The following is a 14,733-nucleotide window of genomic DNA, read 5'->3' on the forward strand; positions in this document are numbered from 1 at the left end:
CTCCGGGGGCCCCGCGGCGCGAAGGTGGTGCCCGGCCTCGCCCCCGTGGAGGAATCACCCGTGCTCACGCTCCCCGCCCGGCTGCTGTCGGTTCCGCTCGCCGCCGTCCTCGTCGCGCTGGTCCCGGCCGGCTCGGCCCCAGGCTCGGTGGAACGCCCGCCCGGCGCGGCCCGGCCCCTCGCCGCCGACCTGGACGGCCTGTGGGCCGACGCCCGGCTGACGGGCGCCCAGGTCTCGGCCCTGGTGACCGATCCCGCCACCGGCGAGGTGCTGTACGAGCACGCCCCCGGTGCGTTGCTGCTGCCCGCCTCCACCCAGAAGACGGTGACCGCGGCGGCCGCCCTCGACCTGCTCGGCCCCGACCACCGGTTCCGCACCGACGTGCTCGCCGCCGGCACGCGCTCCGGCGCCACCCTGGACGGCGACCTGGTGCTGCTCGGCGGCGGCGACCCGACCCTGCTGCCGGCCGACCTGGACGGGCTCGCCGCCGAGGTCGCGGACAGCGGGGTGCGTTCGGTCACCGGTGGTCTGGTGGCGGACGCCACCCGCTACGACGACGTGCCGCTCGGCCCGAACTGGGCCTGGGACGACCAGGCCGCCTACTACAGCCCGCAGATCTCCGCACTCACCCTCACCACCGACGAGGACTACGACCCGGGGACCGTGCGCCTCACCGTCACGCCCGGCAGCGGCGCCGGCCGGCCGGCCACCGTCCGGGTCACCCCCGCCGAGGCCCCGGTCCACGTGACCGGCCAGATCCGCACCGGGCCGGCCGGCGGCGAGCGCGCGGTGGACGTCGCACGCCGCCCGGGCGGCAACGAGCTGGTGGTCTCCGGCAGCGTCCCCGCCGGCGCGGAGCCCGGCGACGAGTGGATCGCGGTGGACCGCCCCGCGCTGCTGGCCGCCACCGTCTTCGCCACCGCGCTCGCCCGGCACGGCGTCACCCTCGCCGGCCCGGTCACCGAGGGCCCGGCACCCCGCGGCGCCGGCGCGCTCGCGAGCCACGACTCCGCCCCGCTCTCCACGCTGATGATCCCGTTCCTCAAGCTCAGCAACAACGGCATCGCCGAACACCTGGTCAAGGAGATCGGCAAGGTCCGGGCCGACGAAGGCAGTTGGGCGGCCGGCACCGACCAGGTCCGCGCCTTCCTGCACGGCAGCGGCCTGGAGGACGGCGACGCCCGGCAGGTCGACGGCTCGGGCCTGTCCCGGCACAACCTGCTGAGCGCCCGCCGGCTCGCCGCACTGCTCCAATTCGCCCGCCGGCAAAGCTGGTTCACCCCCTGGTACGAGGCGCTGCCGGTGGCCGGTGACACCCAGCGGATGGTCGGCGGCACCCTGACCAACCGCCTGCGCGGCACCGTCGCCGAGGGCCGGGTGCACGCCAAGACCGGTTCGATGACCGGGGTCGACGCGCTCACCGGCTACCTCGAGCGTCCGGGCGCCGGGCCGCTGGCGTTCACCGTCCTCGTCAACAACTTCGCGGGTGACAGCCCCCGGCCGGTGATCGACGCCTTCGTGCTGCGGCTGGCCGGCGACACCTCCGCCCGGCCCGCCGCGGCCGGCCCCGCCGACCGCACCGCCGGAGCTGCCGGAGCCGCCGGCCGCACCGGTCACGACTGGGAGAACGCCTGCCTCACGGGGGCGCGGTGCTGAACCGGGCCCCCGGCCGGACCGGAGCCGCCGTCACGGTGCTGCTCGCCCTGCTGGTGGCGCTGGTGCCCGGCTGCGCCCGGCGCGCTGCCGACGACGGCGCCCCCGACCCGCCGGCCGTCCCGGGCGGCGGGTACACGGTCGCGCTCACCGAGCCCGACCACCTCACCCCCGGCCGCACCACCAGCAGTTACGCCCTCCAGGTGATCGAAGGACTCTTCGACCCGCCGGTCGCCCTCGACCCGGCCGACGGGCACCCGGTGCCGCTCGCCGCCGAGTCGCTGACCACCGAGGACCAGCGGGTGTGGACGCTGAAGGTCCGGCCCGGCGGCGTCTTCCACGACGGCGAGCCGGTCACCGCGCAGAGCTTCGCCGCCGCCTGGAACGCCGCCGCGTACGGCCCCAACGGCTGGGAGGCCAACGGGTACTTCACCCAGATCGACGGCTACGACGAGCTCAACCCCGCGGACGGCAGCCCGCCGCGCGGCCGGGAACTCTCCGGCCTCCAGGTGCTCGACCCCGCCACCCTGCGGGTCACCCTGAGCGCGCCGTTCAGCCAGTTCCCGATGCTGCTGGCCTTCCCGGCGTTCGCCCCGCTGCCCGCCGCAGCGTTCACCGACCCGGCCGGGTACGACCGGCACCCGGTCGGCAACGGCCCGTACGCGATGGACGGCGACTGGCGGCACAACCAGCGGATCGACCTGCGGCGGGCCGGCGGCTACGGGGGCCCGCGGCCGCCGATGGCCGACCAGGTGCACTTCCGGATCTTCACCAGCAAGGACACCGCCTTCACCGAACTGCGGGCCGGCCACGTCGACTTCATGGCCAGCGTGCCGCCCGCCCGGGCGTACGAGGCGAAGCGCACCTTCGGCCGGCGCTACTCCGTGCGGCCCAGCGGCACCATGGACTACCTGGGGCTGCCGCTGTGGGACCAGCGCTACGCCCGGCCGGAGCTGCGCCGGGCACTGTCGATGGCGATCGACCGCAAGGGCATCACCCGCGCCATCTTCAACGAGGTGTTCGCACCCGCCGACTCGCTGGTCGCCCCGATGATCCCCGGCCACCGCACCGGGGCGTGCGGCGCCACCTGCGAGTACCGGCCGGGCGAGGCCAAGGAGCTGTTCGACCGGGCCGGCGGCTTCACCGGCACCCTGGAGCTGTACTTCGCCAACTCCGACCCCACCTACGAGCAGTGGATGACGGCGGTGGCCAACGAGCTGAAGCAGAACCTGGGCATCCGCGACATCGCCTTCCGCAAGATGTCCGGGGCCGACCTCGGCCCGCTGCTCAACGGCCGCAAGGCCACCGGCCCGTACCGGCAGAACTGGGTGGTCGACTACCCCAGCGCGCAGAACTACCTGGCCGGGCTGCTCGGGCACGGCAACCGCTCCGGCTGGTCCAGCCCCGACTTCGACGCCGCCCTCGCCGGCGGGAACGCCGCCGCCACGCCCGAGGAGAGCATCGCCGGCTACCACCGGGCCGAGGACATCGCACTGGCCGACCTGCCGCTGATCCCGCTGTGGAACTGGCAGGACCAGACCGTCTGGAGCAGCCGGGTCGGCAACGTCCAGGTGGACCCGTACGTGGCCGGTCTCCACCTGGAGCGGGTGACCGTCCGCCACTGAACCGAGAGAGCGACGCCGGCGCGACGCGCCGCGCGAACCACCACCCGCCCGATGCGAGAACGCGAGAACCGGGGGCGCCTGGATGGGCCGTTACATCGCCCGCCGCCTGCTGTACGCCATCCCCGTACTGCTGGCCACCACCTTCCTTATCCACACCATGGTCTTCGTGCTGCCCGGCGACCCGATCCAGGGGCTCGCCGGCGACCGCCCGGTGCCGCCCGCCGTACTCGCCGAGCTGCACCGGCGGTACCACCTGGACGACCCGCTGTTCGTCCGGTACTTCCACTACCTGGGCGGCCTGCTGACCGGCGACCTCGGCAGCACCTTCACCGGGGAGCCGGTCGCCGGGACGCTGGCCGGGCGCTGGCAGGTGACGCTGCGGCTCGGGCTGACGGCCTGGTGCCTGGAGACCGTGCTCGGGGTCGGGCTGGGCGTCTGGGCCGCGCTGCGCAAGGGCCGCTGGGCGGACAACACGGTGCTGGCCGGCACCACCCTGGTGATCGCGGTGCCGGTGTACATCGTCGGCTACCTCGCCCAGCTGATCCTCGGGGTGCGCCTGGGCTGGTTCCCGGTCTCCGGCGCGGAGGGCGGCTGGCCCACCGCGTACCTGCTCCCCGGCCTGGTGCTGGCCTCCTTCGGCGTCGCGTACGTGGCCCGACTGGCCCGCGCCTCGCTGCTGGAGAACCTGCGCGCCGACTACGTGCGCACCGCCGGGGCGAAGGGCCTGCGGTGGCACCGGGTGGTGCTGCGGCACACCCTGCGCAACTCGCTGATCCCGGTGGTGACCTTCCTCGGGGTGGAGCTCGGCTCGCTGATGGCGGGCGCCGTGGTGACCGAGTACATCTTCAACCTCCCCGGCATCGGGCAGCTGGTGTTCCAGGCCATCCAGCTGCGCGAGGGCCCGACCGTGGTCGGCGTCACCACCCTGCTGGTGCTGGTGTTCTGCCTGGCCAACCTGCTCGTCGACGTCCTGTACGGCCTGCTCGACCCGAGGATCCGCCATGAGTGACCCGCAGCCGCTGCCCGCCGCCGGACCCGCCGTGCCCGGCGCGGTGCCGACCGCCGTGCCGGTCCCGGTGCCGACCGAGGACCTGCTGCTGCCGGGCCGCAGCGGCCGCCGGCCCGCGGCGCGGCGGCGGGCGGACGGCCCGGACGGGGACGGCCGGGCGGCCGGGCGGCCCGGCGCGAGCGCCTGGCACGACCTGCGGACCCGGCCGCTGGTGATCGTCTGCACCGCCGTCCTGGTGCTGATGGGCCTGATGGCCGCCTTCCCGGCCCCGTTCATCGCCCTGTTCACCGAGGACAGCGGCCGCTGCGAGCTGTCCGACTCGCGGGTGGGGCCGACCGCCGGGCACCCGTTCGGGTTTGACCTCCAGGGCTGCGACTACCTCGCGCAGGTGGTGCGGGGCAGCCGCCCGTCGCTGGTCATCGGCCTCGCGGTGACGGCCGGGGCGCTGGCCGTCTCGGTGCTGCTCGGGCTGCTCGCCGGGTACTTCGGCGGCTGGGTGGACGGCCTGGTCTGCCGGGTGACCGACGTGTTCTTCGGACTGCCGTTCGTGCTCGGCGCCACCGTGGTCCTGGTCGCCTTCCCCGACCACGGGCTGGGCGCGATGACCCTGGTGCTGGTCGCCCTCGGCTGGACCACCATGACCCGGGTGATGCGGGCCCAGGTGATCGGCGTACGGGACGCCGACTTCGTCCAGGCGGCGCGCTCCACCGGCGCGGGGCCGGTCCGCCTGATGGCCCGCCACCTGCTGCCGAACGCGATGACCCCGGTCGTGGTGGTGGCCATGCTCAACGTCGGGAACGTGATCTCCGGCGAGGCCACCCTGGACTTCCTCGGGGTCGGACTCCAGTACCCTGCCCTCTCCTGGGGGCTGCAACTCAACGCCGCCCAGGCGTACTTCCTCGACTTCCCGCACCTGCTCGCGTTCCCCGCACTGTTCCTCTCGGCGACCGTGCTGAGCTTCATCCTGCTCGGCGACGCCGTCCGGGACGCCTACGACCCGAAGCTGAGATGAGGACCGCCGTGCCGGACCCGACCATCGAGCCGGACCCGACCGCCGAGCCCGCCGTACCGGCCGCGCTGCGCCCCGGCGACCTGGTGGCGGTGGCCGCGCCCGCCGGGCCGCCCGACCCCGGGCTGCTGGCCCGCGGCGTGGCACTGCTGGAGTCCTGGGGGCTGGTGGTGCGGGTGCTGCCGCACGCCGGCGACACCCACCTCGGCCACCTGGCCGGCCACGACCGCGACCGGGCCGCCGACCTCACCGCGACCTGCGCCGATCCCGAGGTCCGGGCGGTGTTCTGCGCCCGCGGCGGCTACGGCAGCCAGCGCATGGTCGACCTGGTGGACTGGCCGGCGATCGCCGCCACCGGGCGTCCGCCGCTGCTGATCGGCTCCAGCGACATCACCGCCCTGCACGAGGCGTTCGCCGCCCGGCTGGGCACCAGCACGCTGCACGCGCCGATGCCCGCCACCGGCGCGCTCGCGGACCGGCCGGAGAGCGCCGCGCACCTGCGGACCGTGCTGTTCGAACCGGAGCTGGTCACCGGACTGCCGCTGACCGGCCCCCCGCTGGTGCCCGGCGCCGCCCGGGGCCGGCTCGCCGGCGGCAACGCCAGCCTGCTCGCCGCCTCGGTCGGCACGCCCACCGCGGCGGTGCCGGAGGGCTGCCTGCTGCTGCTGGAGGAGGTCGGCGAGGAGCCGTACCGGCTGGACCGGATCCTGACCCAGCTGCTGCGGGCGGGGGTGCTGGCCCGGGCGGCCGGGATCGTGCTCGGCGACTTCACCGACTGCGGGCCGCCGGAGCAGGTGACGGCGGTGCTCGCCGACCGGCTCGGCGGGCTCGGCGTACCGGTGGCGGCCGGACTGCCCGCCGGGCACGGGCCGCTGCAGCTCACCGTGCCGCTCGGCGTGCGGGCCGAGCTGACGCCGGGCCGGCTGGTCCTGCTGGAGCAGCCGCTCGCCGCGCGGGCCGCCGCGGCGACGGGCGGCGAGCGGGCGCGCTGCCCGTCCTGACCGCGCCGGCCCGGGGCCCGAACTCACCGGTCCGCGGTGACGCCGTCCAGGACCCGGCGCAGCAGGGCGGTCAGTTGGGCCTGTTCGGCGGTGCTCAGCGGAGCCAGCAGCTCGCCCTGGACCTCCTGCGCCTCGGCGTGCAGGTCGCGCAGCGCGCCGCGGCCGGCGGCGGTCAGGCTGATCCGCACCCGGCGGCGGTCGGCCGGGTCCCGGGAGCGGTCGACCCAGCCGCGGGTGGCGAGTTCGTCCACGACCTTGGCGATGTCGCTGGGGTCGACCGAGAGCCGCACCGACAGCTCGCGCTGGACGTGCGGGCCGAAGTCGGCCAGCGCGGCGAGCGCCGCCAGGTGCCAGAGCCGCAGGCCGTGCCCGGCAAGCCGGTCGGCGAGCCGGCCGCGGGCGGACTTGCCGGTGCGCGACAGCAGGTAGGTGGTGAGGCCGAGCAGGCTCGGCGGGGCGGCGGTGGTGGGCTGCACGGGGCTATTGTAGGCGCCGACCCATCGTGGGTCCGCACCTATCAATGTGCTCCCCGCCGATCCGAGGAGTCCTCGTGGACGCCCTGCACCCCCGCCTGCTGGTCGACCGGTTCGCCGACAGCTTCCGGTTCTACGCCGCGGTCCTTCCCGAACTGGCCGGCGCGCAGCTGGTCCGCGGCGATGCGGGCGGCCCGTACGCCGGTTGGGACGTGGCCGGGCAGGGGATCCTGGCGCTGTTCGACCGGGCGGCGATGCGGGCCGTCCTCGGTGACGCGACCCCGGCCGGGCCGGCGGGCGCGGCCGTGTTCGTCTGCCGGGTGGCCGACGTGGACGCCGCCCACGCCCTCTGCGTGCGGCACGGCGGGACGTCGGTGACCGCCCCGGCCGACCGGCCCGACTGGGGGCCGGGGCTGCGCACCGCCCATCTCCGCGACCTCGAGGGCACCTTGATCGAACTTCAGTCGTACGGGCCTGCGGCCGGCGCCGGCCGGGTGGCAGAGTAGGACCCGCCCGCACCGAACCGCCCGCACCGAGGGGACCTGGCATGGCCGTCATCCACCGCACCACGCTGACGCCGACCAAGCTCGAACTGCTCACCGCCTGGCTCCCGTCCAGGCCCTGGTACCGGGGTGGCGCGGTGCCGGAGCCGGCCAAGGCCGGCGGATTCCGGCTGGACGACCCGCAGGGCGAGGTGGGGATCGAGTTCATGGTGGTCACCGACGCCTCGGGCGGCGACCCGGCCGCCTACCTGGTGCCGCTCACCTACCGCGGCGCTCCCCTGCCCGGCGCCGAGCACGCCCTGGTCGGCACCACCGAGCACGGTGTGCTGGGCCACCGCTGGGTGTACGACGGATGCCAGGACCCGGTCCTGGTCGACCAGTTGCTGGCGCTGATGGCGGGCCTGGCGCCCGCTCAGGACCAGAGCGCCAGCGACACCCCCGACCGCGAGGTGACCCGCTCCGCCCGGGAGGACGGCCGGGTGCCCGCCGGCTTCACCGGCACCGCCGCGGACGGCCCGGAGGGCACCGACCTGCCGGGTCCGGACGGTGCGGTGCTGCGGGTGCGGCGCGTCCTGCGGCCCGGCGAGGCCGCCGGCCCCCTCCCGGCCGGGGTGGCCGGGAGGGTGGGCGGCGCCTGGCAGCAGCCGGACGGCACCCGGGTCCAGGGCCTGTTCGCGGAGCTGCGGACCGGCTGACCGGTCCGGGCGCCGACGGGTCCGCTCAGGCCTGCCAGGTGGCGCGGACCAACGCCCCTTCCGCTGCGGTGAGATGGACGGCGGCGGCGAGCCAGGCCGCGGCGTAGTGGTCGTCGGCCGGCTCGCCGAGCCGCCCGAAGACGTCCCGGTGGCGCCGGTCGGCCTCGGTGACCAGGGACTCGGCGAGGGCGGCCGCCCCGGCGAAGCCGGTCCGCCGGAGCGCGGCCCCGTCGGTGCGGGGGTCGCCGCTGCGGGCGGATTCCGCCGCGGCCCGGCGGCCGCCGGTGACGGCGAGTTCCACCAGGCGGCGCACCCGCCACAGCGGCGAGCCGGCCAGCGGGTCCGGCGGGAGGTCACCGAGCGGGCCGACCGGGTCGAGCGCGTCCGCGTCCGGGAAGTGCGCGCCCTGGAGGCGGTCGTAGCCGAGGTCGGCCCGGCCCTGCCACTGCGGTGGCAGCCGCAGGGTCGCCGCACTGCCGGGCACCGGCCCGACGGCGAGCGGGCGCAGGGTGGCGGCCCGGTCCGGCTCGATCCGGCCGATCACCCGGATCCGTACGCCGGGCCGGGCGGCGAGCTGCCGGAGGTTGGCGCCGTGCGCGAGGTCCGGGTGGCCGTTGGCGGCGGCCAGCCGGACCAGCGGGCCGGCGGGCGCCCCGGTGTCCCGGTCCAGCTCCCGGGTGAGCAGGCAGTCGGCGGCGGAGCCGAGCACCACCAGGTCGGCGCCGACCAGGGCGCGGGCGCTGCCACCCGACTCGGGATCGGCCCCGGGCCCGTCGGCCAGGCGTTCGGCGGCGGCCTGCGCGAGCGGTGCGGCGAACAGCGCGGCCAGCGGGCCGGACCCCCACTCCAGGCCGGGGACGGCACTGGCGCGCACGCCCTTGCCGGAACCGAGCCTGCCGTCCGCGGACACCGTGGCGCCGGCCACCAGCACGCCGCCGCGGGAGAGTTCGGCATGGTTGAGGACGGCAGCGCCCACGGTCACCGGCGCCGTGCCGGCTCCCCGCGCGCGGGCCGGGCCGCCGGGCTTGACGTCGGACACCGAGTACCAGCGGCCGTCCTCCGCGATCAGGTGGGTGACCACGCCGCCGTACCCGGTGGCGCTGATCACCGGCTCCCGGCAGACGCCCTGCACCCGCAGCGCGCCGCCGTCGCGGTAGGCCCGCCGCGCGGTGCCGAGCAGGTCGGCGCGCGGGACGACTCCGGCGGCGGGCGAGTCGGGGGCGGGCGACTCGGGCGCGGCCAGCAGCGCGGTGGTGAGCAGGAGTTCGCGCAGGGCGGTGACCAGGTCGGCGGTCCGGTGGCTCTCGTGCCGGGCCCGGGCGCCGCGCAGGCCGCGCACCACCCGCAGGGCCGCCGCCTCGGCCCGCAGCAGGCCCGCCAGCCGGGCGGTGTGGGCGGCGCGCAGCAGTTCGGCCTGCGGCACGGCGCCCGCGGCGGGCACGCCGGCCGCGAGCACGGCGGCGGCCGCCGACCACAGGCCGGCCGCGGCCGCGACCTGGGCGGCGGTCAGCGGCACGGCGGTCGGCGGCGCGGCGGCGGGGACCCGGGCGTCCGCGGCGGGCTCCGCCGTCCCGGCGGGCACGGTCGGGGCCGCGCCCGCCTCGGGTGCGGCCTCCGGCGCCGCCTCGGGGACGTCACCGGGCCCGGCCAGCGGGCAGGCCCCGAGCACGGCGGCCCGGTGCAGACAGCGCGGGGCCAGCAGGCAACTGCACACCACCTGGTCCTGAGCGGTGATCACCCCGGACGGGCCCGGGGCGAGGGTGACCACCGCGTCCTCCGCGCAGGTGACGGTGAGCAGGCCTGCGTCGGTGGTGCCGCGCGGCAGGCCGGGGTAGAGCTCCACGGCGGCGTCCAGCTTCTTCCGCAGCCGGGCGGTCAGCCCCTCGACCGCGGCGGCCACGGCGTCCGGCGTGGCCGGTGGGAAGGGGGCGGGGGTGGCAGGTGTCATCGGGTTTCTCCGCGGAGGCGGTCGCCGACCCAGCGGGCGAGGGCGAGCGGGCTGAGTGCGGCCACCGGCATGCCGGCCGCCACGAGTTGCTGCGCCACCGGCACCGAGTAGCGGGGGGCGCCGGTGTCGTCCAGGGCGGCGCAGCCCATCAGGTGGACCCCGGCCGAGGCGAGCGAGCGGACCTCGGCGAGCAGGCCGCCGACCGGGTAGCCCTCCTCGAAGTCGCTGACCACCACGACCAGCGTGCGGCTGGGCACGGTCACCAGGGAGCGGGCCCGGGCGAGTCCGGCGGCGATGTGGGTGCCACCGCCGACCCGGACCTCCAGCAGCAGCGAGAGCGGGTCGTCGACCCGGTCGGTCAGGTCGATCACCTGGGTGGAGAACGCCAGGAAGTGGGTGGACAGGGTGGGCACCCCGCCGAGCACGGCCGCGGTGAGCGCCGACCAGATGACGGACGCCTCCATCGAGCCGGAGACGTCGACCACCAGGATCAGCCGCCAGTCGGCCTCCTTGCGGGCCCGGGTGCTGAACACCGGCTGCTCGGGGACGACCACGGTGCGGCCGTCGGAGAGCCGGCGGGTACGGGCCAGGTTGGCCCGCAGGGTGCGGGCCAGGTCGAGGCGGCCGCCGGGGCGGCGGGTGGGGCGCGGGTTGGCCAGCCCGGACAGGGCGGGGCGCAGCCGGGTGGCGAGTTCGCGGGAGAGCTCGTCGACCAGGCGACGCACCAGCGGGCGCAGCCGGGCGAGCCGCTGCTCGGGGAGGCCGCCGGCCAGGTTGAGGACCGAGGTCAGCAGGTCGATCGAGGGGCGGACGGCGGCGGGGTCGAGTTCGGCCAGCACGTCGGTGCGGCCGGCCTCGGCGGCGCGGCCGAGCACCTCCTCGCGGACGTCGGCGCCGAACAGGGCGTCGAGTTCCTCCGCCCATTCGCGGGCGGTCGGGAACGAGGCCTCCCGGCCGCCGCCGTCGCCCCCGGCCCCGCCGAGGTCGGCGGCGCCCTCGCCGCGGCCCGCGCCGTACAGCTCGTCGAGGGCGTGCGCGTAGCGGCGGGCGTGGTCGGGCAGGCGTTCCGCCTCCCGGCCGAGCAGCAGGCGCCAGCGGTCGGCGGGCGCGAGCCGGGGCGCCGGGTGCCCCGGGAGGGCCTCGGCGGCCGGGCCTGCGGCGGGCGGATCGGCAGCCGGGGGCTCGGCGGCCGGGGGCAGCGGGGCCGTACCGGTCGTCGGGCCGGCCGGGTGCGGGCCGGGCAGGCCGAGCGCGGCGAGGGCCTCGGTGGCGGCGGTGTCGGCGGCCGTCCACAGCGCGAGCAGCTCCGGTGCGGCCGCCAGGGTGAGGTCCAGGCGCTCGCCCAGCCGGTCGGTGACGGTCCGCAGCAGCCGGTCGCGGCCGGCCGGGGAGAGCGCGTCGAAGCCGCCGCGCAGGGCCGGCAGCCGGTCCAGGAAGCCCTGGTCCGGGAGGGTGTCGACGCGCTCCAGCAGCGGGCCGAGGGCGTCCGGCGCGGCCTGCAGCAGCGGGCCGGCGGCGGTGAGCAGTCCGGTCAGCAGCCGGGCGAGCCGGCGCCGGGCGTCGGGGTGGGTTGCGGTGTCGACCCAGCCGGCGGCGCGGATGCCCAGGGTGTCCGGGCCGTCCAGATCGAGCAGGACCCGGGCGGCCAGGGCCGCGCCCTGGACCAGCGGGGAGCCGGTCCGGGCGAGGGTGCCGAGCGCGTCGTCCATCCGCAGGCCGAGGCGGTGCTCGCCGGCCCGGGTGGCCAGCGCGACCAGCGCGGTGGCGTCCTGCGGGTCGTCGCTGCCGGCGAGACCGGGCAGGCCCCGGACGGCGGCGTCCAGCAGGGTGACGGCCAGCTCGCCGGCCCTGGCCCGGCCGGCCTCCGTGGCGCCGGGCAGGTGGGCGCGGCGCAGCGCCTCCAACAGGTCGAGCGCGCCGAGCAGTTCGGGCACGGTCGCGGCGGCGGGGAGCACCAGCTCGGCCTCGGTGAGCCGCTCGGTGACCAGCTCGGGCAGGTCGCAGCGGGCCGCCTCGTGCAGGCCCTCCAGGACCTGCGCGCAGGTCGGGCCGCCCTCGGCGGCGTGGCGCCGCGCGGTCTCCCGCAGGGTGCCGGCGGCGGCCAGCGCGGCCGTGACGCCCCGGACGCCCGCCAGGTCGAGGCGGGCGGCGACGGACGGGGTCCAGGAGAGCCGCCAGCGGGTGGTGAGCGCGGTGGCGTCGCCGGCCGCGGTGACCTCGACCGGCTCGCCGTAGCCGACCCCGCAGACCCGCAGGCGCTGCAGCAGGCTCTCGCGGCGGGCGTCGAGGGCGGAGCGCAGCGGGTCCAGGCGCAGCTCGCGGGCCTCGGGCTCGTCCGGGAACGGCAGGCGCAGCGCGGCGAGTTCGGTCTCGACGTGCGGGCCGAGCCCGGAGCGCGGGGTGCCCGGGGCGGTGCGGCCGCGGGCGGCGCCGACCAGCACGCTCTCCAGGGCGCGGGCGAGGGCCCGGCCGCGGCCGAGCGGTTCGCCCTGGCCGAGCACGCTGGTGACGGCCTCGATCAGCTCGCCGCGGCCGGGCGCCGGCAGGCCGCGCAGTCGGGCCAGGTCGCAGGCCAGCCGGAGCGTCTCGGCGGCCTCGCCGGTACCGGCGGTGTGCCCGTCGGCGCGCAGCCGGCGGCACAGGTCGGTGATCGCGCGGGCGGCCGCCTCCCGGACCGCCTCCGGGTCGCCGGCGGCCTCCAGCACGGCCTGCTGCCACTGCGGGTCGCGGATGCCCGCGGGGTAGCCGGAGCGGGAGTCGAGCAGGCCGAAGGTGTAGGGGACGAGGGAGGTGGCGATCGCGGATCCGTCCGGGGCGTCGGCGAGCTGCGGGGTGTCCGGGTCGGCGCCTGTGAGCAGGGCCGGGGCGTGGAAGGCGCCGATCACGGCGGCGACCCGGGCGCCGGAGGCACCGGCGCCGGCGATCACGGCCCGCATCCGGGCCTCGCGGGCGAGGTCGGTGGCGGGCACCCCGCCGCGCCCGGCCGCGTCGCGGCGCAGCGCCCAGCCGACGCCGAGCGCGGCCCGGCGGACCGCCTCGGGCGCGCAGCCCGGGGCGAGCACCTCGACGGCGCGGTCCCATAGGTCCTCGCCCTCGCGGCCGGTGCCCGCCGCGGTGAGGGCGTCGGCGAAGGCCGGGCCGGGCTGCTGCGCGGCGTCCGGCCGTTCGGCGGTGGGCCCGGCGCCGCCCGCGGACCAGCCCGGGTCACCCATCGGCAGGTCGCAGCAGAGCACGGTGGCGCCGCGCTCGCGCGCCCAGCGCAGTGCGGCCAGTTCCGGCGAGAAGTCGGCGAACGGGTAGAAGCCGAGCTGCCCGTTCGGGCCGGTGCCGGCGAGCGCGACGGGGGCGAGGGTCTGCGGGTCGGCGAGGTGCGGCAGCCAGTCCTGGAAGTCGGCGGGCAGCTCGACGCAGACCACCTCGGCGCCGGCCGCGTCCAGCAACGCCGGCACGGCGGCGGCCAGCGCCGGGCTGTGGTGGCGGACGCCGATCAGGTACGGGTCCGCCGAACCCGCGAGCGCCTCCAGGGCGTCCCGGGGGTGGGTCTGCACGGGGGCGTCGGTCATCGCAGGTTCTCCCGCAGGTCCCACAGGCGGCGCCAGGTGGCCGAGCCGTCCTCGGCGCGGCGCCGGACCGGGCCGTCCCAGTAGCCGAGCAGCCGGGCGTGGTCGGCCTGGTCGTCCTTGCGGACGGCGCCGAGCAGGTGGCCGGGGACCAGGTCGAGCACGTCCCCGCCGGGCAGGTACGCCGAGGCGAGGCCGAGCGAGGTGGCCACCTGGACGGCCTCGGCGGTGGACATCACGGTGCCGGGGCGCTCCAGGTCCCACCCTTCGGCGGAGCGGCCGGTGCGCAGGTCGCGGAAGACGGTGACCAGCACGTCCAGGACGGCGTCGTCGACCCCGAAGGCCGCGCCGGCCCGCCGCACGGCGGCGGTGGCCTGGCCGCGCACCAGCGCCGTCTCGGCGTCCGCGTCGGCGATCGGCTGCACGGTCTCGAAGTTGAAGCGCCGCTTGAGCGCGGCGGACATCTCGGAGACGCCGCGGTCGCGCAGGTTGGCGGTGGCGAGCACGGTGAAGCCGGGGGCGGCGGCGACCGTGGCGGACTCGGTGCCGGCGAGTTCGGGGACGCTCACCCGACGGTCGGAGAGGATCGAGACCAGGGCGTCCTGCACCTCCGGGAGGCAGCGGGTGATCTCCTCGATCCGGGCGACCCGCCCGGTGCGCATCGCGGTGAGCACCGGCGAGGCCACCAGGGCCTGCGGGGTCGGCCCCTGGGCGAGCAGCAGGGCGTAGTTCCAGCCGTACCGGAAGGCGTCCTCGGTGGTGCCGGCGGTGCCCTGGACGGTGAGCTCGCTGGTGCCGCTGACGGCGGCCGAGAGCAGCTCCGAGAGCAGCGACTTGGCGGTACCGGGCTCGCCGACCAGCAGCAGGCCGCGCTCGCCGGCGAGGGTCACCACGCAGCGTTCCACGAGTGCCCGCTCGCCGACGAACTTCTGGGTGATCACCAGCTTGGCGGGCAGCTCGCCGCCGGCGCGGCGGCGGGCCGGCAGGGCGAGGGCGGCGCCGTCGCTGCCGCAGACGAAGGTGACCACGGCGCTCGGGGTGAGCGCCCAGCCGGGCGGGCGGGGGCCGTCGTCGAGTGCGGCGAGGAAGGCGAGTTCGGCGGCGTGGAGCTCCTCGGCGGGCAGGATCTGCCGGGCGGGCGGGGCCTGCGGGGCCGTCGGCTGGTCGGCGGTCAGGGTCATGCGAGGTCCTTTGACAGGTCGTTGACGGGTCGGTGCGGAGGGGTGGCCGAGGGTGCGGCGCCGTCGCGGGGACGGC

General features: G+C 77.5%; 11 protein-coding genes. 7 read left to right on the forward strand and 4 right to left on the reverse strand.

The window, feature by feature from the left end; translation table 11 throughout:
• Nucleotides 1–60 precede the first annotated feature (60 nt).
• The 5 genes from dacB to ABT014_RS15485 all read left to right on the forward strand — a co-directional run bounded on the left by dacB (nucleotide 61) and on the right by ABT014_RS15485 (nucleotide 6,297).
• Complete coding sequence (dacB, locus tag ABT014_RS15465) at nucleotides 61–1,656, forward strand: D-alanyl-D-alanine carboxypeptidase/D-alanyl-D-alanine endopeptidase (RefSeq protein ID WP_350639245.1); 1,596 nt, start codon at nucleotides 61–63, stop codon at nucleotides 1,654–1,656.
• Nucleotides 1,650–3,278: a peptide ABC transporter substrate-binding protein gene (locus ABT014_RS15470; RefSeq protein WP_350639246.1), complete on the forward strand. Its 1,629-nt coding sequence runs from the start codon at nucleotides 1,650–1,652 to the stop codon at nucleotides 3,276–3,278. Before dacB ends, ABT014_RS15470 begins: the two co-directional genes overlap by 7 nt.
• An 82-nt stretch (nucleotides 3,279–3,360) precedes the next feature.
• A complete protein-coding gene (locus ABT014_RS15475; RefSeq protein ID WP_350639247.1) occupies nucleotides 3,361–4,287 on the forward strand; it encodes an ABC transporter permease in 927 nt (308 codons plus the stop codon).
• Nucleotides 4,280–5,299: an ABC transporter permease gene (locus tag ABT014_RS15480; RefSeq protein ID WP_350639248.1), complete on the forward strand. Its 1,020-nt coding sequence runs from the start codon at nucleotides 4,280–4,282 to the stop codon at nucleotides 5,297–5,299. Before ABT014_RS15475 ends, ABT014_RS15480 begins: the two co-directional genes overlap by 8 nt.
• Nucleotides 5,296–6,297 carry a S66 peptidase family protein gene (locus ABT014_RS15485; RefSeq protein ID WP_502894978.1) on the forward strand — a complete coding sequence of 334 codons (1,002 nt, stop codon included), beginning with the start codon at nucleotides 5,296–5,298 and terminating at the stop codon, nucleotides 6,295–6,297. Before ABT014_RS15480 ends, ABT014_RS15485 begins: the two co-directional genes overlap by 4 nt.
• 23 nt (nucleotides 6,298–6,320) lie before the next feature.
• Here ABT014_RS15485 and ABT014_RS15490 read toward each other — a convergent pair whose 3' ends face one another.
• On the reverse strand, nucleotides 6,321–6,773 hold the full coding sequence (locus ABT014_RS15490) for a MarR family winged helix-turn-helix transcriptional regulator (protein WP_350639250.1): 453 nt from the start codon (nucleotides 6,771–6,773) through the stop codon (nucleotides 6,321–6,323).
• 74 nt (nucleotides 6,774–6,847) lie between these two features.
• Between ABT014_RS15490 and ABT014_RS15495 the strand changes: the two genes are divergently transcribed.
• Nucleotides 6,848–7,276, forward strand: coding sequence for a VOC family protein (locus tag ABT014_RS15495; RefSeq protein ID WP_350639251.1), 429 nt, complete (start codon nucleotides 6,848–6,850; stop codon nucleotides 7,274–7,276).
• A 41-nt stretch (nucleotides 7,277–7,317) separates the two neighbouring features.
• Nucleotides 7,318–7,968 (forward strand): maltokinase N-terminal cap-like domain-containing protein, encoded by a 651-nt coding sequence (locus ABT014_RS15500; protein WP_350639252.1) that lies wholly within the window; start codon nucleotides 7,318–7,320, stop codon nucleotides 7,966–7,968.
• 25 nt (nucleotides 7,969–7,993) lie between these two features.
• Here the strand turns inward: ABT014_RS15500 and ABT014_RS15505 are convergent, their stop codons facing one another.
• Genes ABT014_RS15505 through ABT014_RS15515 form a run of 3 tightly spaced genes read right to left on the reverse strand, consistent with a single transcriptional unit; the run spans nucleotide 7,994 to nucleotide 14,657 of the window.
• Nucleotides 7,994–9,916 carry a hypothetical protein gene (locus ABT014_RS15505; protein ID WP_350639253.1) on the reverse strand — a complete coding sequence of 641 codons (1,923 nt, stop codon included), beginning with the start codon at nucleotides 9,914–9,916 and terminating at the stop codon, nucleotides 7,994–7,996.
• Complete coding sequence (locus ABT014_RS15510) at nucleotides 9,913–13,479, reverse strand: vWA domain-containing protein (protein ID WP_350639254.1); 3,567 nt, start codon at nucleotides 13,477–13,479, stop codon at nucleotides 9,913–9,915. Before ABT014_RS15510 ends, ABT014_RS15505 begins: the two co-directional genes overlap by 4 nt.
• Entirely contained in the window at nucleotides 13,476–14,657 is a 1,182-nt protein-coding gene (locus ABT014_RS15515) for an ATP-binding protein (RefSeq protein ID WP_350639255.1), read from the reverse strand. The genes ABT014_RS15510 and ABT014_RS15515 overlap by 4 nt, the downstream gene beginning before the upstream one ends.
• Nucleotides 14,658–14,733: the final 76 nt, after the last annotated feature.

It is taken from the genome of Kitasatospora sp. NPDC094015, assembly GCF_040304075.1.
Lineage (GTDB): Bacteria > Actinomycetota > Actinomycetes > Streptomycetales > Streptomycetaceae > Kitasatospora.

What these genes read in the sequence shown, in the direction of transcription:
- ABT014_RS15475 (WP_350639247.1), top strand. Translation starts at nt 3,361, where the DNA reads ATGGGCCGTTACATCGCCCGCCGCCTGCTGTACGCCATCCCCGTACTG.
- ABT014_RS15480 (WP_350639248.1), top strand. Translation starts at nt 4,280, where the DNA reads ATGAGTGACCCGCAGCCGCTGCCCGCCGCCGGACCCGCCGTGCCCGGC.
- ABT014_RS15485 (WP_502894978.1), top strand. Translation starts at nt 5,296, where the DNA reads ATGAGGACCGCCGTGCCGGACCCGACCATCGAGCCGGACCCGACCGCC.
- ABT014_RS15500 (WP_350639252.1), top strand. Translation starts at nt 7,318, where the DNA reads ATGGCCGTCATCCACCGCACCACGCTGACGCCGACCAAGCTCGAACTG.
- ABT014_RS15505 (WP_350639253.1), bottom strand. Translation starts at nt 9,916, where the DNA reads ATGACACCTGCCACCCCCGCCCCCTTCCCACCGGCCACGCCGGACGCC.
- ABT014_RS15510 (WP_350639254.1), bottom strand. Translation starts at nt 13,479, where the DNA reads ATGACCGACGCCCCCGTGCAGACCCACCCCCGGGACGCCCTGGAGGCG.
- ABT014_RS15515 (WP_350639255.1), bottom strand. Translation starts at nt 14,657, where the DNA reads ATGACCCTGACCGCCGACCAGCCGACGGCCCCGCAGGCCCCGCCCGCC.